General features: G+C 75.0%; 16 protein-coding genes and 1 pseudogene. 8 read left to right on the plus strand and 9 right to left on the minus strand.

What is annotated here, in order from left to right; translation table 11 throughout:
- A pseudogene (locus tag ACFXAM_RS30410) lies at positions 1-234 on the plus strand (hypothetical protein); the annotation flags it as partial.
- Between the two features lie 175 nt (positions 235-409).
- Here ACFXAM_RS30410 and ACFXAM_RS30415 read toward each other — a convergent pair.
- Positions 410-1774 carry a dipeptidase gene (locus ACFXAM_RS30415; RefSeq protein WP_380296090.1) on the minus strand — a complete coding sequence of 455 codons (1365 nt, stop codon included), beginning with the start codon at positions 1772-1774 and terminating at the stop codon, positions 410-412.
- 67 nt (positions 1775-1841) lie between these two features.
- Here ACFXAM_RS30415 and ACFXAM_RS30420 point away from each other — a divergent pair, with 67 nt between their 5' ends.
- Positions 1842-3257, plus strand: coding sequence for a geranylgeranyl reductase family protein (locus ACFXAM_RS30420; protein WP_380296091.1), 1416 nt, complete (start codon positions 1842-1844; stop codon positions 3255-3257).
- A 132-nt stretch (positions 3258-3389) separates the two neighbouring features.
- Here ACFXAM_RS30420 and ACFXAM_RS30425 read toward each other — a convergent pair whose 3' ends face one another.
- Together ACFXAM_RS30425 and ACFXAM_RS30430 are read right to left on the minus strand one after the other, a co-directional pair.
- Positions 3390-5687, minus strand: a complete 2298-nt coding sequence (locus tag ACFXAM_RS30425; RefSeq protein WP_380296093.1) for a glycosyl hydrolase family 18 protein — start codon at positions 5685-5687, stop codon at positions 3390-3392.
- A 214-nt stretch (positions 5688-5901) separates the two neighbouring features.
- On the minus strand, positions 5902-6894 hold the full coding sequence (locus ACFXAM_RS30430) for an ArsR family transcriptional regulator (protein ID WP_380296095.1): 993 nt from the start codon (positions 6892-6894) through the stop codon (positions 5902-5904).
- A 79-nt stretch (positions 6895-6973) separates the two neighbouring features.
- On the opposite strand from ACFXAM_RS30430, the gene ACFXAM_RS30435 reads away from it, so the two are divergent.
- A complete protein-coding gene (locus tag ACFXAM_RS30435) occupies positions 6974-8290 on the plus strand; it encodes an MFS transporter (RefSeq protein WP_380296096.1) in 1317 nt (438 codons plus the stop codon).
- Between the two features lie 4 nt (positions 8291-8294).
- Here the strand turns inward: ACFXAM_RS30435 and ACFXAM_RS30440 are convergent, their stop codons facing one another.
- The gene (locus ACFXAM_RS30440) at positions 8295-8711 is read right to left on the minus strand and encodes a RidA family protein (protein WP_380296114.1); all 417 of its coding nucleotides are present in this window, start codon (positions 8709-8711) and stop codon (positions 8295-8297) included.
- Between the two features lie 378 nt (positions 8712-9089).
- Here ACFXAM_RS30440 and ACFXAM_RS30445 point away from each other — a divergent pair, with 378 nt between their 5' ends.
- Entirely contained in the window at positions 9090-9863 is a 774-nt protein-coding gene (locus ACFXAM_RS30445) for an enoyl-CoA hydratase family protein (RefSeq protein ID WP_380296097.1), read from the plus strand.
- 76 nt (positions 9864-9939) lie between these two features.
- Here the strand turns inward: ACFXAM_RS30445 and ACFXAM_RS30450 are convergent, their stop codons facing one another.
- Positions 9940-10689, minus strand: coding sequence for a maleylpyruvate isomerase family mycothiol-dependent enzyme (locus tag ACFXAM_RS30450; protein ID WP_380296098.1), 750 nt, complete (start codon positions 10687-10689; stop codon positions 9940-9942).
- Between the two features lie 128 nt (positions 10690-10817).
- Between ACFXAM_RS30450 and ACFXAM_RS30455 the strand changes: the two genes are divergently transcribed.
- Positions 10818-11576, plus strand: coding sequence for an acyltransferase (locus tag ACFXAM_RS30455; protein ID WP_380296100.1), 759 nt, complete (start codon positions 10818-10820; stop codon positions 11574-11576).
- A 79-nt stretch (positions 11577-11655) separates the two neighbouring features.
- Here the strand turns inward: ACFXAM_RS30455 and ACFXAM_RS30460 are convergent, their stop codons facing one another.
- Positions 11656-12225 (minus strand): HutD family protein, encoded by a 570-nt coding sequence (locus ACFXAM_RS30460; protein ID WP_380296102.1) that lies wholly within the window; start codon positions 12223-12225, stop codon positions 11656-11658.
- A gap of 57 nt (positions 12226-12282) precedes the next feature.
- The gene (locus ACFXAM_RS30465) at positions 12283-13539 is read right to left on the minus strand and encodes an MFS transporter (protein WP_380296104.1); all 1257 of its coding nucleotides are present in this window, start codon (positions 13537-13539) and stop codon (positions 12283-12285) included.
- Between the two features lie 116 nt (positions 13540-13655).
- Here ACFXAM_RS30465 and ACFXAM_RS30470 point away from each other — a divergent pair, with 116 nt between their 5' ends.
- From ACFXAM_RS30470 to ACFXAM_RS30480, 3 genes are all read left to right on the plus strand, one after another.
- Entirely contained in the window at positions 13656-14834 is a 1179-nt protein-coding gene (locus ACFXAM_RS30470) for an ROK family protein (RefSeq protein ID WP_380296116.1), read from the plus strand.
- A 221-nt stretch (positions 14835-15055) separates the two neighbouring features.
- On the plus strand, positions 15056-16162 hold the full coding sequence (locus ACFXAM_RS30475) for a PLP-dependent cysteine synthase family protein (protein ID WP_380296106.1): 1107 nt from the start codon (positions 15056-15058) through the stop codon (positions 16160-16162).
- A gap of 126 nt (positions 16163-16288) precedes the next feature.
- Positions 16289-16873, plus strand: coding sequence for a TetR/AcrR family transcriptional regulator (locus tag ACFXAM_RS30480; protein WP_380296108.1), 585 nt, complete (start codon positions 16289-16291; stop codon positions 16871-16873).
- A 3-nt stretch (positions 16874-16876) separates the two neighbouring features.
- Here ACFXAM_RS30480 and ACFXAM_RS30485 read toward each other — a convergent pair whose 3' ends face one another.
- Positions 16877-17224: a DUF6191 domain-containing protein gene (locus ACFXAM_RS30485; RefSeq protein WP_380296110.1), complete on the minus strand. Its 348-nt coding sequence runs from the start codon at positions 17222-17224 to the stop codon at positions 16877-16879.
- Positions 17225-17308: 84 nt separating this feature from the next.
- Positions 17309-17974 (minus strand): AAA family ATPase (locus ACFXAM_RS30490; protein ID WP_380296112.1); only part of this gene is annotated, 666 nt, incomplete at its 5' end.

A 17974-nucleotide genomic window follows, 5' to 3' on the forward strand; every position in this document is an offset into this window, starting at 1 on the left:
CCGTCGGACCGGGCCCGCCGGGCGGGCGCGGCGGTGCTGGGGGCGGCGACCGCGGCGGGGGTGGTGCACCGGCTGGTGCCGCTGCGGCGCGGACCGCTCGCGGAGCTGTGCTTCGGTGCGGGCGCCGGTCTCGCGGTCGGTGCGGTCGGCTGGGCGCTGGCCCGGGCGGCCGTGGCGGGGGTCCGTGGCGGTGGGACCGGCCCGGGGGGCGTGACGCGCGTGCGCCGGGCGTAGGGGCAGGACGGACAGTCCGGCGTAGGGACGGTCGGGAGGCGCGCGGGGCTCGGCGCGCGCGGGCGTGCGGTGGTGCGGGCGGGCCGCGCCGTCGTGAGGGACGGCGCGGCCCGGCAGCGGTCCGCCGAACGGGTCCGCCGAAGAGGACCGCCGAACGGGACCGCCGAACGGCCCGTCAGACGGAGCGCAGCTCCGCGTAGCGGCGCAGGAAGAGCGCCTCGGTGAGGGCCATCCGCTCCAGCTCCAGCGGGTCGACGCTCTCGTTGACCGCGTGGATCTGGGTGGTGGGCTCCTCGACGCCGATCAGGATGATCTCGGCCTGCGGGTAGAGGGTGCGCAGCGTGTTGCAGAGCGGGATCGAGCCGCCCTCGCCGGAGGCCACCATCGGGGTGCCGAAGGCCTCGGCCATCGCCTCGCCCATCGCCTCGTAGGCGGGGCCGGAGGTGTCGGCGCTGAACGCGGCGCCGTTGCCCAGCCGCTCCACGGTGACCTGCGCGCCGAACGGCACCCGGGCCTCCAGGTGGGCGACCAGCGCCTCCTGGGCGGCGCCGGTGTCCATGCCCGGCGGCACCCGCAGGCTGACCGAGGCCTTGGCGGAGGCCTGCACCGAGGAGGTCGCGCCGATCACCGGCGGGGCGTCGATGCCCAGCACGGTGACCGAGGGGCGGGCCCAGAGTCGGTCGGCGACGGTGCCGGTGCCGGTGAGCGCCACGCCGTCCAGCACCTTGGCGTCGGCGCGGAACTGCTCGTCGGAGTACTGCACGCCGTCCCAGCGCTGGTCGGTGGCCAGGCCCGCCACGGCGACGTCGCCGTTCTCGTCGTGCAGCGAGGCGAGCACCTTGACCAGGGCCTGCAGGGCGTCCGGGGCGGCGCCGCCGAAGGCACCGGAGTGCAGGTTGCCGGCCAGCGTGCGGACCGAGACGTCGACCACGGTCATGCCGCGCAGCGAGGCGGTGACGGTGGGCAGGCCGGGGGCGAAGTTGCCGGTGTCGCCGATCACGATGGCGTCGGCGGCGAGCAGTTCGGGGTGGGCCTCGGCGTAGCGCTCCAGACCGCCGGTGCCCTGCTCCTCCGAGCCCTCGACGATGACCTTCAGCCCGACCGGGTAGCCGCCGTCCACCTGACGCAGCGCCCGCAGGGCCGTCAGGTGCATCAGGATGTTGCCCTTGCAGTCGGCGGCGCCGCGCCCGTACCAGCGGCCGTCGCGCTCGGTCAGCTCGAAGGCGGGGCTGAGCCAGGCGTCCTCGTCCAGCGGCGGCTGGACGTCGTAGTGCGAGTAGAGCAGCACGGTCGGGGCACCGGCCGGGCCGGGGAGCTCGCCGTAGACCGACTGGGTGCCGTCGGGCGTGTCCAGCAGCCGGATGTTCGTCAGGCCCTCGGCGGCGAAGGCGTCGGCGACCCAGCGGGCGGCCTTCTCGCACTCCTCGACCGGGAACTGGCGCGGGTCGGCGACCGAGGGGAAGGCGACCAGGTCGGCGAGGTCGGTGCGGGCGCGGTCCATGAGGGACCGCACGGCGTCGGCCAGGGGCTGCTGCGGCATCGGGTACTCCGGGAGGGGCTGGTCCGTCCGAGGGGGTGGTGCGGGCGAACGGCGTTGACGGTGGGTGATGCCGATCATAGGCCGAGCCGCCCGCAGGGCCCCGGGGACCTCGGCACGGGCCGGGACCGGGCCCGCGCCCCGGGCCGCGCCGGGCCCGCCCCGACCGGGAATTCGGTCGCGCGTTCGGGGCGGTGCGGCCGACGACGGCGGGGGCGGCGGCATAGGATTGCTGCCCGTGACTGACTCCGGAAGCCCCGATTCCCCCAGCCCGCTCGACGCCGAGGCCGCCGGGCCGGACCGGCCGGACCCGTTGGACGGCGTCTGGGACGTCGTCGTGGTCGGCGCCGGGCCGGCCGGCGCCTCCGCCGCGCACGCCGCGGCCGCGCAGGGCCGGCGCGTGCTGCTGCTCGACAAGGCCGAGCACCCGCGCTACAAGACCTGCGGCGGCGGCATCATCGGCCCCTCCCGGGACAGCCTGCCGCCGGACTTCAGGCTGCCGCTCCAGGACCGGGTGCACGCCGTCTCCTTCGCCTACCGCGGCCGCTTCACCCGCACCAGGCGCTCCAAGCGGATGCTGTTCGGCCTGGTCAACCGGGACGAGTTCGACCTGCGCCTGGTCCAGGCGGCCAAGCAGGCCGGGGCGGTGCTGGTCACCGGAGTGACCGTCACCGGGGTCGAGCAGCGCGGCGGCGAACACCGGACGGCGCTGGTCACCGCCTCCGACGGGCGCGGCTTCGAGGCGCGCGCCGTGGTCGGCGCGGACGGCAGCGCGAGCCGGATCGGCCGGCACGTCGGCGTCTCCTTCGACCAGATCGACCTCGGCCTGGAGGCGGAGATCCCCGTCCCGGCGGACGTCGCCGCCGACTGGGCGGGCCGGATCCACCTCGACTGGGGCCCGCTGCCCGGCAGTTACGGCTGGGTGTTCCCGAAGACCGAGTCCAGCAGCCTGACCGTCGGGGTGATCTCGGCGCGCGGTGACGGCGAGCGGACCAAGCAGTACCTCGCCGACTACATCCGCCGCCTGGGCCTGTCGGGCTTCCCGCCGAGCGTGGAGTCCGGGCACCTGACCCGCTGCCGCGCCGAGGACTCCCCGCTGTCGCGCGGCCGCGTCCTGGTGGCCGGCGACGCGGCCGGGCTGCTGGAGCCGTGGACCCGCGAGGGCATCTCCTACGCGCTGCGCTCGGGCCGGCTGGCCGGGGAGTGGGCGGTCAAGCTGGCCGAGGCCGGCACCGCGGCGGAGGTCCGGCGCGAGGCGTTGAACTACGCGTTCGCGATCAAGGCGGGCCTCGGGGTGGAGATGCGGGCCGGCAAGCAGATGCTGAACGCCTTCGAGCGCCGCCCGTACCTGTTCCACGCGGCGGTCTGCCTGGTCGACCCGGCCTGGCGGGCCTTCGCCCGCACCACCCAGGGCCACACCACCTTCGCCCAGGTGCTGCGCCAGTACCGCTCCGCCCGCCGCCTCGCCGCCCTCGCCTCGCGCTGATCCGGCCCTCGCCCCGGGCTGGTCCGGCCGTCGCCCCGCGCTGGTCCGGCCCTCGCCCCGGGCGGTGCGGGGCGCACGGAAAGGGGCCGGTCCGCCGGACCGGCCCCTTCCGACTACCGTGGTGCTACGTGACTACTTGAGTCCGCCGTCGAGGGCGTTGATCAGGGTGCCGCCCGGGGTGTCACCGGTCATGTCCCAGATCATCGCGCCGAGCAGGCCCTTGGACTTCAGCCAGGCGGTCTTCTTGCCGATCGACCAGGCGTCGTCGAAGGTCCACCACTGCCCGCCCGCTCCGGTGTAGCCGAAGGTCGCCACCGACTGTTCGTCGTGGTAGACGGAGAGGTTGGGGAAGGTGGTGATCAGGTTGTTGTACCCGCGGGTGCCGGCCTCCTCGGCGAACTGGCCCGGGGCTGCGCCGGTCGCGCTCTGCCACTCGCCCTTGACCCCGCCGTCCGCGACGCCCTGCCAGCCGCGGCCGTAGAAGGCCAGGCCGATGGTGAGCTTGCGCGGGTTGACGCCGGCGTCGAGGTAGGGCTTGACGGCCCCTTCGACGCTGAAGTGCGTGGTGTACGGGTCCTGGGCGTCCACGTAGAGGTTGCCCTGGTGGCCGGCGCGGTTCGGCTCCCACGAGTTGTCGCTGCCGGCGCCGTGGAAGTCGTAGCCCTGGATGTTGGCGATGTCCAGGTAGTTGAAGATCTTCGAGAGGTCCCAGCCCTGGTTGATCTTGACCGGGTCGGCCGGGGTGAAGGCGGTCAGCAGCTTGTGCGAGCCGCCGAGCGCGTCCAGCTGCTTGCGGAACTCGGCGAGCAGCGCGGTGAGGTTGTCCTTGTCGTTGGCGCTGTAGTGGTTGCCGGCGTGGCCGTCGGGCGAGCCGGGCCACTCCCAGTCGATGTCGATGCCGTCGAAGATGCCGGCCGCGACGCCGTCGCCGCCCGCGCCGTTGTAGGCGGGCAGGTTGCCCTTGATCCAGATGTCGATGCAGGACTTCACGAACTTCTGCCGGGACGCGTCGGTGGCCGCCGCGTCGGAGAAGTACTTGGAGTAGGTCCAGCCGCCGAGCGAGGCGACGACCTTGAGGTGCGGGTACTTGGCCTTGAGCTTCTTCAGCTGGTTGAAGTTGCCGCGCAGCTTGCCCCAGCCGTCGTCGGCCACGCCGTCGATCGACTGGGCGGCGCTCATCGGGCGGGCGTAGTCGGCGTCCGCGTCGCCCGCGCCGGTGCCCTGGTCGGGGTCCTGCGGGTTGGACGTGGTGCCCCGGGTGACGCCCGCCATGCAGGTGAGGTTGACCGGGTCGATGTTCTCGAACGCGTAGTTGATGACGTCGAGCTTGGCGGCGCTGCCCGAGGTGTCGAGGTTCTTCACGAAGTACTGGCGCCCGTAGATGCCCCACTGGGTGAAGTAGCCGACCCGGGCGTACTTGCCGGTGCCGACCAGGTCGGAGGTGGTGACCTTGAGCGCGGTGGAGGCGGGCGAGGCGTTGTCGGCGCCGTCGCGGGCCTTGACCGTGAAGGTGTAGGAGGTGGAGGGGGAGAGGCTGCCGACGGAGGCGGTCAGGGTGGAGCCGGTCACCGTGCGGACCAGCGTGCCGTCCTGGTAGACGTCGTACGCGGCGACCTTCAGGTTGTCGGTGGCGGCGTTCCAGGCGAGCGTCACGTCACTCGAACCCACCGCGGTGGTGCGCAGGTTGGTGGGTGCGGTGGGCGGCGTGGGGTCGGTGGCCGGGTCGAAGGTCGAGGCGGTGACCGGCGCGCTCAGCGGGCCGACATTGCCGCGGGTGTCCTTGGCCCGGACGGTCAGGGTGTAGCTGGTCGCCGGGGTCAGCCCGGTGGCCAGCGCGTCGGTGGTGGTGCTGGTGCCGACCACGGTGGTGCCGTTCAGCACCTCGTAGGAGGCGACCGGGAAGTCGCCGGCGGTCGCGGCGGACCACTTCAGCGCCAGGCTGTGCGCCGTCGAGTCGGTCACCGTCGGGGTGCCCGGGGCGGACGGCAGGACGTCCGAACTGCCGTCGCACTTGTCGCCGTTGATCCGGCAGCCGGTCGGCGTGCCGATCGGGCCGTTGGCGACGAACCAGAAGCTGTAGGGCTCGGTGGTCCGGCCCGCGGGGACGTTGGCGTTGTAGAACGCGGCGACGGCGGTGACGTGGCGGCCGTTGACCGTCGCGGTGCCGTTGTAGCTGTTCTGGATGGTCACGCCGGCCGGGAGGTCGAACTCGATGGTCCAGCCGTTGACGGCGGTGGTGTTGTCGTTCTTGACGATGTAGGTGCCCTTCCACCAGGAACCGCTGTTCTCGCTGGTGAAGGCGGCGGTGAGCTTGCCGGCCGCGCTGGCCGGGGTGGCCAGGGCGGTGATCGCGGCGAGCGGGAGGAGCAGGACGGAGAGCAGCGCGAGCAGCCTGTGGCGGCCTCGGCGCGTGCGGGATCGAACGGACATGGTTCTCCCTGCGACTGTGGGGGTTGGACAGGGTGACGCCGAACCGTACGGGGTGGTGCGGGAGGTGCTTCGGGCTTGTGACATGCCCACCGCCGTGGGGAGACGGGGGCATGGGCACTGTAGGAGGTACAGACCAATGCGTCAACAGGTCTGTACCACTGAAGAGTTGGCCGGGCCGTCGGCCGGGCCGTCGGCTCTGGCGTCGGCCGGGCCGTCAGCCGTGCCGGGTCCCGCCGCACAGGTCGTCGCCGAGCGGGCTGCGGCGGTACAGCACCGAACGGCCGTGCCGCGCCCGGGTCACCAGGCCCGTCGCGTGCAGCACCGCCAGGTGCTGGCTCACCGCCCCCGGCGTCACCCCCAGCCGGTAGGCGAGATCGGTCGTGGAGGCCGGCTCGGCCAGCAACGCCAGCAACCGGGCCTTCGGCGCGCCGACCAGCCGCTCCAGCGCGCGCGGGATCACCGGCGGACGCCGGCCGGCCATCCCCGCCTGCCCGCGCGCCGGATAACCGATCTGCGGCGCACGGTCGTTGCTGATCATCGTGACCGCGCCCCGGGCGAAGAACGTCGGCACCAGGACCAGCCCCCGCCCGTCCACCGTGATCTCGCCGTCCCACTCCGTCCAGCGGCGGTCGATCGAGAGGATCCCGTCCGCCCAGCGCAACCGGTGGTCGAGATCGGCGAACAGCGCCGCCGCGCCCTGCTGCGCCAGCACCCGCGACCGGTAGACCAGATCCGCCTCCAGCACCGCCCGCGCCCGCGGCCACCACGCCGGCGCCAGACAGCGCTCCCAGTACTCCTCCAGCGCGTCCGCGATCCGCGTCAGCAACCGCGCCGGATCGGCCAGCCCGTCCGCCAGCACCGCGGGCAGCACCTGGTGGTGCGGCAGGAACGTCTGCTCCAGCTCCCCCCGCAACCGCTCCGGCGGCAGCGCCCGCACGACGGCCAGCTCGGTGCGGAAGTCCGGCCACGGGGAGGCCGGGCGGGGCGTCAGGAAGTCCGGGATCCAGCGGTTCGCGGCGACCAGCGAGAGCAGCAGCGAGGAGTCCAGCCGCTCGAAGGACGGCCGCAGCCGCTCGAAGGCCGCGGAGTGCAGGGCGTAGTGGCCCGGATGCGTCCACATCCGCAGGCTGAGCGCGGCCTCCTGGATCGGCGAGCAGGCGAACCAGGTGGTGGCGAGATCACCGAGGTCGAGCTTGAACCGGTGCACGCCGCCTCCCCCCCAGGACGTTTCAGGTCCAGCCTAAATCAGTACGGCCGGGCGGCGGCGCCGGGGTGGAATCGGGGGCATGACCACCCCACCGGCGGCGAACGCCGCACCGAGCTCCGCGCTGCCCGCGTCCAGGGCCTCCCGGCTGCTGCACCCCGACCCGACGGTGCGCCGCCTCGCCCGGATCACCCTGCTCAACACCCTCGGCAGCGGACTCTCGCTCTCCGTCGGCGTGCTGTTCTTCACCCGCTACCTCGGCCTGAGCGCGGCCCGGCTCGGCCTCGCGCTCACCGCCGCCGGCCTGTGCGGCGTCCTCGCCAGCGTCCCCGCCGGGCGGGCCGCCGACCGCTGGGGGAGCCGGCCCGTCCTGGTCGTCCTGGTCACGCTCACCGGCCTCGGCACCGCCGGCTACACCGCGGTCGGCGGCTACCCGGCGTTCGTGGCGCTCGCCTGCCTGGTCGCCGCCGCCGACCGGGGCTCGGCCGCCGTGCGCAACGCCCTCTACGCCGAGGTGCTGCCCGCCGACAAGCGGGTGGCCGGCCGCGCCTACCTGCGGGTGGTCACCAACGTCGGGCTCTGCCTCGGCACCGGCGTCGGCGCGATCGCACTCCAGGTGGACTCGCGCACCGGCTACCTGACGGCCATCCTGGCCGACGCGGCCTCCTACCTGGCGGTCGCCGTGATGTTCCACCGGCTGCCGGGAGCGGGGGCGGGGCCGCGGCCGGGCGCCCGCGACGCCGGCCACGGGGCGCGGGCCGACGGCCGGCCGCGGCCGGCCCGCGAACGCAACCCGGCGCTGCGGGACGGACCCTTCCTGCTGGTGACCGCGCTCAGCTCGGTGCTCGCCCTGCAGTTCGCCATGCTGGAGGTCGGCATACCGCTGTGGATCGTCCAGCAGACCGACGCACCCCGGATCACCGTGGCCGCCACCCTGGTCGTCAACACCGTGCTGGTCATCGCCTTCCAGGTCCGCGCCACCCGGGGCACCGAACACCCGGCCGCCGCCGCACGGGCCTGCGGCCGGGCCGGGCTCGTCCTCGCCGCCTCCTGCCTGGTCATCGCCCTCGCCCACGGCGCACCCGCCGCGATCGCCGCCGTGGTGGTGCTCGCGGGCGTCGCCCTCCAGGCCACCGGCGAGGTCCTCGGCCAGGCCGGCACCTGGGCGCTCAGCTACGACCTGGCCGGCGAACGGGCCCACGGCGCCTACCAGGGCGTCTTCAACGCGGGCAGCGCCGTCGCGCTGATGATCGGCCCGGCGGTCGTGTCCACCGCCGTCATCGGCCACGGCCTGCTCGGCTGGGCCGCCCTCGGCGCACTGCTCGCCGCCGCAGGCCTCGCGATGGGCCCCGCCGTCCGCTGGGCGGCACGACGGGGCGAGGCGGCGGTGGCGCCCTGAGGGCCTACTCCGGCACCACCGCGAACGCCTCGATCTCCATCAGCACCTCCGGCAGGAACAGCGCCGCCACCTGCACCGCCGACGACGCCGGCAGCGGCACCTCCCCGAGCGCCTCGTCCCGGGCCTCGCGCACGGCGGGCAGGTCGCCCAGATCGGTGAGGAAGTACGTCAGCTTGACGACGTGCGAGAAGTCCGCCCCCGCCGCCGCCAGACACCGCCGCAGGTTCTCGAACACCTGCCGCGCCTGCGCCTTCGGGTCCCCGACCCCGACCACCCGCCGTTCCTCGTCGAACGCCACCTGCCCCGACACCGCCACCAGCCGCCCGCTCCCCGTGACGACCTGCGTGTACCCCGTCCCCGGCGCGACCCCGGGCGGCTCGGCGATGTGGGTGAGCGGGGCGGCCCTGCGCTGCGATTCCATGGTCATGCGCCCATCGTGGCCGACGGCCGGTCACCGCACCAGGCGTTCACGGCCGGTGCGCCGGTCCCGAGCGGGCGCCGAAGCACGCGGTCCGGCACGTCGCAGGCGTTCAGCGGCCCCGCCCGGCCCGGCCCCGCCCGGCCGCGCCGCCGGGGACGGACCGCACCCCTCCGGGACACCGGTCCGCCTTCCGGAGCCGTTCGGCCCGGAGCCCGACGCCTCGCGGCGCCGAACCGGCCCGGCGCGGGTGACCACGGCGACGAGCTGGGCACTTCCCGAGGGGAGGGTGGGCATGTCAGAGTCGTCCGGGCGCCCGCGGCCCACCGGCGGCGGGCGCCCGCTGCGACCCACCCTCAGCCGGAAAGCAGGACCGCACCGATGACCAGCGAAGCGCCCCTCGTCCGCGTGACCACCGAGGACGCCGTCACCACCCTGACGCTCGACTCGCCGCACAACCGCAACGCGCTCTCCACCCGGCTGATGGCCGAACTGACGGCCGGACTCGCCGCGGCGGCCGCCGACCCGGAGGTCCGCGCCGTGGTGCTGACGCACGCGGGCAAGGTTTTCTGCGCCGGGGCGGACCTCTCCGAGGCGACCGGCGCCGACCCCACCGTCGGACCGCGCGGACTGGTCGACCTCCAGCGGGCGATCGTCGACTGCGCCAAGCCGGTGATCGCCGTGATCGACGGGCACGTCCGGGCCGGCGGGCTCGGGCTGGTCGGCGCGGCCGACCTGGCGCTCGCCGGGCCGGCCGCCACCTTCGCGTTCACCGAAGTCCGGCTCGGGCTCGCACCGGCCGTCATCTCGCTGCCGCTGCGCCCCAAGCTGGACCCGCGGGCGGCCTCCCGCTACTACCTCACCGGCGAGGTCTTCGACGCCGCCGAGGCCGCCCGGATCGGGCTGGTCACCCAGGCCGTCGACGCGCCGGAGGCGGCCGAGGTCGCGCTGAAGGGCCTGCTGGACGCCCTGCGGCTGGGGTCGCCGCAGGGCCTCGCGCAGTCCAAGCGGCTGGCCAACGCCGAGGTGGTGCGCTCCTTCGAGCGGGACGCCGACGGACTGGTGGAGCTGTCGGCGCGGCTGTTCTCCTCGGAGGAGGCGCAGGAGGGCATGCGCTCGTTCCTGGAGAAGCGCCCGGCGCGCTGGGTGCGCTGACCCGCCCCTCGGGCCCGCCGCGCGCCGGGTGCTGAGTGCCGCGCGCCGGGTGCTGGGTGCTGGGGCGCAGGGGGCGTCAGCCGATGGTGGCCGTCTCGCGCCACAGGTCGAGCACCGAGGCGTCCCCGGCGGTGACCACCCGGCCGGTGCCGGCCGGCAGGCGGTTCCAGAGCAGCAGGTAGAGGTCGCGGGCCGGGCCGGTGAGCGTCAGATCGGCCGGACGCTCGGCGTGTTCGACGCCGAGTGGCTCCGGGCCGATGGTCAGCAGCCAGCGGCCGGGGCCGTCGTCCGGGCTGATCTGGATCGTCCGCCGCCGCTCGCTGCGGGCCGCGGAGCGGGCGGTCAGGAAGCGGGTCAGCTCGTCGATGCCGTCGAGGGCGAGCCGCCGGTCGGTGTGCGGTCCCTCGGCGCCGGCGGCCGCGTCGGCGTCGATGCGGTGCACGGCGGTCTCGTGCGCCTGGCGGCGGGCCCAGAAGGCCAGCGAGCTCGGCGCCGGCAGGAAGGTCCAGCAGTCGAGGTCGGCCGGGGCGGCGGTGAGCGTGTCGACCAGCGTGGCGTGGCCGGTGCGGAACCACTCGACCAGGTCGGCGTCGGCGGGCTCCGGCCCCCAGGCGGCCCGTTGGCGTTCGGCGTCCATCGGGACGGGCAGCCGGTCCCGGACGGTGCCGGTCACCCAGCGGTGCACCTGGCCGATGTGCAGGACGAGGTCGCGAAGCCGCCACTCCGGGCAGGTCGGGACGGGAGCGGCGGGGTCGGTCCGGGCGGCGGCGTCCCCGAGCAGGGTGCCCTCGCGGCGCAGCGCGTCGAGGTGAGCGGTGATCTCCATGGCCCGAGTCTGGCAGCAGGGTGGAATTCCGCCCACCGTTTTTCCGAACACGCTTTCGATATGACCGGCCCGTGTGACCTTGGCCGCCCTCTCGCCGGGCGGACCCTACGGACCGGTAGCGTGAGCGCATGTCGATCACGCGTTCCCTGTTCAGCGCCGCCCGGGCCGGCGGCCGGCGAGCCGCGGGCCGGCTCGTCCACCGGGGCTGGCGGTGGGTGCAGCAGGCCGGCGCGGTGTCCAGCGAGAACCCCGGGCCGTACCGGTTCGGCGAGTTGGGCGCGGGGACGAAGCTGACGTTCCCGCTCGGCGCGGTCTTCAACGAACAGTGGATCACCATCGGCCCGTTCTCGATCATCGGCGAGCGGGTGACCATCAGTGCGGGCTTCCTGCCCGGCCTCGACCTCGGGCCCGAGCCGATCGTGCGGATCGGCGGCGGCTGTGTGATCGGCCGGGACAGCCACATCGTCGGCCACCAGTCGATCGTGCTCGGCGACGACGTGTGGACCGGGCCCGGCGTCTACATATCGGACCAGGCGCACGAGTACCGGGCCACCGACCTGCCGATCGGCAAGCAGTGGCCGCGCAACGAGCCCGTGGAGATCGGCTCCGGCAGCTGGATCGGCACCGGCGCGGTGATCCTGCCCGGCGCCCGGCTGGGCCGCAACGTGGTGGTCGCGGCCGGTTCGGTGGTGCGCGGCGAGGTGCCGGACCACACGGTGGTCGCGGGCGCCCCGGCGAAGGCGGTCCGCCGGTGGACGGCGGAGGAGGGCTGGCAGCCGCCGTTCCGCAACGAGCCGCCGCGCCCGCTGCCGGACGACGTGACGGTCGCCCAACTGCGGGAGCTGGCCGGGTGGGACCTGCGGATGCCGGGCGAGCCGGGGGCCTGACCGCTGTTGCGGCCTCCGGCTCGAGGGTTCGGGCCCGGGCCCCGGCCTCCCTGCGGGCGGGCGGGCCGGGCCGGGGGCGTCAGCCGCGGAGGGTGACCACGGCGGTGACGCCGTCGGGGTGCAGCGCGTGGGTGGCCGGGGCGGTGAGGAGCGCGGCGTCGTAGCGGGCGAGGGCGGCGCCGTCGAGGGTCGCGGTGCCGGAGAGGCAGACCAGCAGCACGGTGGCGCCGGGCGGGACGGTGACCGGGCCCGGCCGTTCGGCGAGCACGAGGCCGGCGGCGGCGCGGCCGCGACGGGTCATCACATTGAAGTCGACGAGCGGTCCGCCGAGCAGCCGGCAGTCGGTGGCGGCGTCGCCCGGGAAGGCGAACGGGCGGAACGGCGCGTCGACCACGTGCTCGGCGCCGTCGACGGTCAGCGCCATGCCCGGGCCCTCGACCAGGGTGATCACCCGGTCGACGCCCGGGAACGCGGAGAACGGCCCGGCGGTGGCGACGTCGGCGAGGCTGACCCGCCACCCGAAGTCGTCCAGCCCGGCGCCCTCGGGGAACCCGGCGACCTCCCTGGTCACCCCGCCGCCGTTCCGCCAGGCGGTGGCCGGACGCTCGGCGGCGCGCAGGTACCGGACCGGGGCGGTGCTGTTCGTCATGGCGTGATCCTCGCACGGCACCGGTCCGGAGGGGAGCGGGGTTTCCGGGGAGGGGTTTCAGTGGCGGCGGGCGGCCAGGGGGAGGACGGCGGCGGCGCACGCGGTGGCGGCGACGGTGGTGAGGGCGAGCGGCAGGCTGGTCGCGTCGGCGAGGAAGCCGATCACCGGCGGGCCGATCAGCATGCCCGCGTAGCCGAGCGTCGAGGCGAGGGCGACACCGCGCGGCCCGCCGGTGGCGCCGGCCCGGGCGATGGCGAGCGGGAAGATGTTGGCGAGCCCGAGCCCGGTCAGGACGAAGCCGGCCAGGGCCAGCGGCACCAGCGGCGCGAGGGCGGCCAGCAGCATCCCGGCGGCCGCGGTGAGGCCGCCGAGGACCATCACCCGGTGCTGGCCGAGGCGCAGCGAGAGCCAGGTGCCGCTGACCCGCCCGGTGGTCATGGCGAGCGCGTAGGCGGCGTAGCCGGCGGCGGCCACCCGGGCGCCGGCGTGGACGTCGTCGGTGAGGTGGAGGGTGGCCCAGTCGGCGACGGCGCCCTCGCCGTACGCGGTGCAGAGTGCGGTGAGGCCGAGCAGCAGGACGAGCAGCCGTCCGGCGGAGGCGGCGGCCGGGGTGGCGGAGGCGGCGGTGGCGGGGGTGGCGGGGGTGACCGGCCGGGCCGGCGGGCAGCGGAGCAGCGCGACGCCCGCCGCCGCGGTGACCGCCAGGCCGGCGAGCCCGGCCAGGGCGAGCCACTGCGCGGCCGTGAGGGGACCGGCGAGCAGTCCGCCGATGCCCGCCCCGAGCAGGCCGCCGAGGCTGTACCCGGCGTGGAAGCTGGGCATGACCGGGCGTCCGAGCTCGCCGACGATCTCCACGGCGGCGCTGTTCATGGCGACGTTGGCCCCGCCGTAGCCGGCCCCGAAGAGCAGCAGGCCGCCGCCGAGCGTCGCCACCGAGTGGGCGTGCGCGGGCAGCGGGACGGAGAGTGCCAGCACGGCGAGCGAGGCGACGGTGACCGGCCGGGAGCCGTACCGCACGCAGAGCCGGCCGACCACCGGCATGGTGGCGACGGCGCCCGCCGAGACGCAGAGCAGGGCGAGTCCGAGGGCGCTGTGCGAGGCGCTGACCTGGCTGCGGACGTCCGGGATGCGGACGACCCAGGCGGCGAAGAGCAGGCCGTCGACGGCGAAGAAGGCGGTGAGGGCGAGCCGGGCGGTGCCCCAGGAGACGCGGGAGTGCGCGAAGGGGCTGGGGGATTTCGCCGCGGTCCTGCGAGACTGGGGGAACGGCCGTCGGGTGGGGCCGTGGGGACGGATTTTGTTTCGGAGCGGCACAAAGTAACAATAGGTCCGTGCAGCTCTCACCTTCAAGCCCGAAGCCCGGGACCGGGGCCGACCACGACGCGCAGCGCGACGCCCACCGCCGCGCGGCTCCCGACCGGGGGCGGACGCTGCTCGGCCCCGCGCTCCAGCTGATCCACACCGGCCGGACCCCGACCCGCTCGGCGCTCACCCGCGCGCTCGACGTCACCCGGGCCACCGCCGGCGCCGTCACCGCCGAACTGGAGGCGCTCGGCCTCATCACGGTCGACTCCCGCCCCGCCGGCGGCGGCCGCGGACGCCCCTCGCACCGGCTGGCCATCGACCCGGCCGGTCCGGTGGTGGTCGCCGGGCAGATCCACGCCGACGGCCTGAGCGTCACCCTGGCCGGCCTCGGCGGCCTGCTCGACCCGCCGGTCCACCTGCCGCTGCCCGCCGCCACCGACCCGGTGCGGATGCTGCGCGCCGTCGCCCAGGCGGGCGCCGAACTCGCCCGCGGCACCGAGCGGCGCTGCCTCGGCGCGGCACTGGCGCTGCCCAACCCGGTCACCGAGCCGGACGGCACCGCGCTCGCCGCGCTGCACTTCGCCTGGCCCAGCGGCACGCCGGTGGCGGACCTGTACGACGTGGAGGTGGGGCGCGCCGACCACGGTCCGCGCGCGTTCGACCCGCTGCCCACCGCGATCGCCAACGACGCCAACCTGGCCGCCCTCGCCGAGTACCGGCACGGGGCCGGCCGCGGTGCGCGGCACCTGCTGCTGGTCACCTCCGGCCACCGGGGCGTCGGCGGGGCGCTGGTCATCGACGGGCGGCTGCACACCGGCAGCGCCGGGCTCGCCCTGGAGGTCGGCCACCTGACCGTCGACCCGCAGGGCCGGCCCTGCGGGTGCGGCAACCGGGGCTGCCTCAACTCGGAGACCGACCCGGACGCGCTGTTCGCCGCCGCGGGCCTGACGCCGGATCCGGCCCGGCCGCCGCTCGACCAGGCCGGCGAGCTCTGCCGGGCCGCGGCCACCGACGAGCGGGCCCGGGCGGCCGTGGAGCACGTCATCGACCGGCTCGGGCTCGGCCTGGCCGGGGTCGCCAACATCCTCAACCCGGACCGGGTGGTGCTCAGCGGGCTGCACCTGGACCTGCTGGAGGCCGCGCCGGACCGGCTGCGCGCGGTCGTGGCCGAGCGCAGCCTGTGGGGGCGCAGCGGCCGGGTGCCGATCGTCGGGGCCGAGCTGGAGCACAGCGCGCTGGCCGGGGCGGCCGAGCTGGGCTGGATGCCCTACCTGGCGGACCCGCAGTCGGTGACCGCCGGGTAGGCGGGTGCGGGTGCGGGTGCGGGTGCGGTGCGTCCGGGCGGTGCGGCGGGTGGGCGGGTGCGGTGGGCACGGCGGGTGGGCGGGGCGAGCGGGGGATAAGCGGAGCCTGGGGCTTCAGATAATGTTACTTATCGTGACACTCGTACACTCGTTGTGAGCGGGCCGGGGGGCCTTCCGGGGCCCGCGCGACCCGCACGAACCGCACGAGGAGAGTGGCACAGATGGGGATCGACCCGACGGCCGACGTGGACCGTTCCGACCCGGCGTACCGGCGCTGGCTCAAGGAGGCGGTCCGCAAGGTCCAGGCGGACGCCAACCGCTCGGCCGACACCCACCTGCTGCGCTTCCCGCTCCCCGCGCAGTGGGGCATCGACCTCTACCTCAAGGACGAGTCCACCCACCCCACCGGCTCGCTCAAGCACCGGCTGGCCCGTTCGCTGTTCCTCTACGGGCTCTGCAACGGCTGGATCCGCCCCGGCAAGCCGGTCATCGAGGCGTCCAGCGGCTCCACGGCCGTCTCCGAGGCGTACTTCGCGCAGCTCGTCGGGGTGCCGTTCATCGCGGTGATGGCCAAGTCCACCAGCCAGGCCAAGATCGACCTCATCGAGTTCCACGGCGGTGAGTGCCACCTGGTGGACCGGCCGGACGAGGTCTACGAGGCCTCGGCCCGGCTCGCCGAGGAGACCGGCGGCCACTACATGGACCAGTTCACCTACGCCGAACGGGCCACCGACTGGCGGGGCAACAACAACATCGCCGAGTCGGTCTTCGCCCAGCTGCGCCTGGAGCCGCACCCCGAGCCGGCCTGGATCGTGGCCACCGCCGGTACCGGCGGCACCTCGGCGACCATCGCCCGGTACGTCCACTACATGCAGTACGACACCCGGATCTGTGTCGCCGATCCGGAGAACTCCTGTTTCTTCGACGGCTGGGTGCACGACGATCCGGCGGCGGTGTGCGAGCGCGGCTCGCGGATCGAGGGGATCGGCCGGCCCCGGATGGAGCCGAGCTTCGTGCCCGGGGCGATCGACCGGATGATGAAGGTCCCGGACGCCGCCTCGGTCGCGGCCGTGCGGATGCTGGACCAGATGCTCGGCCGCAAGGCGGGCGCGTCCACCGGGACCGGGGTGTGGAGTGCGCTGCGGATCGTCGCGCAGATGCGCGCGGCGGGCGAGCGCGGCAGCGTGGTCACCCTGATCTGCGACCCGGGTGACCGCTACCTCGACAGGTACTACTCGGACGACTGGCTGGCGGGCGAGCGGATCGACATCGCTCCCTACCTGGCCGGACTGGAGTCCTTCCTCGCCGGTGGTGAGTGGACGGGCTGACGCGCGGTACCGAGCGCCGTCGCGGAGTCTTCCGGCGGCCGCCAGAACTTCTAGCGGCCGCCAGAAGATGGAGGGAACAACAGTGCGATCGTCGCTCGAATATCTAGCACTGCTAGCATATCTGGCATGACAGCCTACGACCGCCGCGAGCGCGAACGCGCCGAACGGCATCAACTGATCATCCGGACCGCTCGCGACCTCGCCGAGGACGAGGGCTGGGAGGCGGTGACGGTCCGCCGCCTCGCCGCGCTGATCGAGTACAGCCAGCCCGTCCTCTACAGCCACTTCGCCAACAGGGACGCGATCATCGCCGCCGTCGCCCTGGAGGGCTTCGAGGAACTCGCCGCGGACCTGCGGGAGGCGCCCCGGAACGCCGAGGGCCCGGTCGAGGCGTTCGCCGCCGTCGTCGGCGCCTACGCGAGGTTCGCGGCTGCCCACCCCGCCCTCTACGACGCCATGTTCACCCTTGCCACCGGCCTCCCCTTCGGCCGGCCCGAGGCCCCCGCACAGCTCAAGGAGGCGTTCGCCGCCCTGGCCGCCCCGGTCGCCGAGGCGTCCGGCCCCCACGATCCGGAGACCTTCACCGAGGTCGTCTGGACGGCCCTGCACGGCCTGGTCACCCTGACCCGCAGCGGCCGCCTGCGCCCCGACCTCGCGGAGGACCGCCTGAACCTCCTGATCGCCCTGATGCTCGCAGGCGAACGCGTCTGACCGTCACCACCGCGACGACCGGCGGGCGTTGCCCCGGATCACCGCCCGGCCGCCCGCCAGGTCGATCCCGGTCCGCCGCGGCGCCCCGTCGTGCTCGTCCTCCCGCAGCACCAGCTCGACCCGCCGCTGCTCCAGCTGCGCCCGCTTGCCCGGGTACAGCAGCGCGTGCAGTTCCTCGGTGGCCGTCGCGCCGACCCCGCGCCCGGCGCCCCGGTCCACGCCGACCCCGCCCACGCCGCGCTCGCCCCGGCGGCCGAGCAGCCGCCGCCCGGCGGCCCCGAGGAAGAAGACCACCACGAGGAGGGCCGGGAGCAGCAGGCCGCCCGCCGCGCCGCTGAGGAGGGAGCTCATGACAGGTCCAACGGACCCGCGGCGGAGGGGAGTTCCCCTTCCGCCGGACCCGCCGACCCCGACGGCCCCGCGGACCCCGCCGCCCTACGGCAGGCGCTGCGCCGGGAGGTCGGCGGGGACGAGCAGCTGGAGGTCCTCGGTGGAGGCGTCGGGAAGCTGGGCGACCCGCATGGCGTGCCGCTCGACCATGGTCTCGAAGACCTGCCGGGCGGTGCGCCCGTTGCCGAAGTTGGGGCCCCGCTCGATGCGGGCGAAGTGGTCGAGCAGCGCGTGCTCGGTGGCGTCGGAGAGCGCGTACTCGTGCTCGGCGCACTGGGCGCGGGCGATCTCCAGCAGCTCCTCCGCCGAGTAGTCCGGGAAGGTGATGGTGCGCGAGAACCGCGAGGACACGCCGGGGTTGGCGGAGAGGAAGCGTTCCATCTCGGCGGTGTAGCCGGCCACGATGACGACCACCTCGTCCCGGTGGTCCTCCATCAGCTTCACCAGCGTGTCGATCGCCTCCCGCCCGAAGTCACGGGCACCGTCCTCCGGCGCCAGCGCGTACGCCTCGTCGATGAACAGGACGCCGCCGCGCGCCCGGTCGAAGGCGGCGGCGGTGCGGATCGCGGTGGAACCGATGTGCTCGCCGACGAGGTCCACCCGGGCCACCTCGACCAGGTGGCCGCGCTGCAGCACCCCGAGCGAGGCGAGGATCTCGCCGTACAGCCGCGCCACCGTGGTCTTGCCGGTGCCGGGGGCTCCTGTGAAGTC

The organism is Kitasatospora sp. NPDC059462 (assembly GCF_042749955.1).
Classification (GTDB): domain Bacteria; phylum Actinomycetota; class Actinomycetes; order Streptomycetales; family Streptomycetaceae; genus Kitasatospora.

Excerpts from the sequence above, each read along its gene's own strand:
- ACFXAM_RS30455 (WP_380296100.1), top strand. The coding sequence starts at position 10,818 with ATGTCGATCACGCGTTCCCTGTTCAGCGCCGCCCGGGCCGGCGGCCGG.
- ACFXAM_RS30475 (WP_380296106.1), top strand. The coding sequence starts at position 15,056 with ATGGGGATCGACCCGACGGCCGACGTGGACCGTTCCGACCCGGCGTAC.
- ACFXAM_RS30450 (WP_380296098.1), bottom strand. The coding sequence starts at position 10,689 with ATGGAGATCACCGCTCACCTCGACGCGCTGCGCCGCGAGGGCACCCTG.
- ACFXAM_RS30440 (WP_380296114.1), bottom strand. The coding sequence starts at position 8,711 with ATGGAATCGCAGCGCAGGGCCGCCCCGCTCACCCACATCGCCGAGCCG.
- ACFXAM_RS30425 (WP_380296093.1), bottom strand. The coding sequence starts at position 5,687 with ATGTCCGTTCGATCCCGCACGCGCCGAGGCCGCCACAGGCTGCTCGCG.
- ACFXAM_RS30420 (WP_380296091.1), top strand. The coding sequence starts at position 1,842 with ATGCCGATCATAGGCCGAGCCGCCCGCAGGGCCCCGGGGACCTCGGCA.
- ACFXAM_RS30480 (WP_380296108.1), top strand. The coding sequence starts at position 16,289 with ATGACAGCCTACGACCGCCGCGAGCGCGAACGCGCCGAACGGCATCAA.
- ACFXAM_RS30435 (WP_380296096.1), top strand. The coding sequence starts at position 6,974 with ATGACCACCCCACCGGCGGCGAACGCCGCACCGAGCTCCGCGCTGCCC.
- ACFXAM_RS30485 (WP_380296110.1), bottom strand. The coding sequence starts at position 17,224 with ATGAGCTCCCTCCTCAGCGGCGCGGCGGGCGGCCTGCTGCTCCCGGCC.
- ACFXAM_RS30445 (WP_380296097.1), top strand. The coding sequence starts at position 9,090 with ATGACCAGCGAAGCGCCCCTCGTCCGCGTGACCACCGAGGACGCCGTC.
- ACFXAM_RS30460 (WP_380296102.1), bottom strand. The coding sequence starts at position 12,225 with ATGACGAACAGCACCGCCCCGGTCCGGTACCTGCGCGCCGCCGAGCGT.
- ACFXAM_RS30415 (WP_380296090.1), bottom strand. The coding sequence starts at position 1,774 with ATGCCGCAGCAGCCCCTGGCCGACGCCGTGCGGTCCCTCATGGACCGC.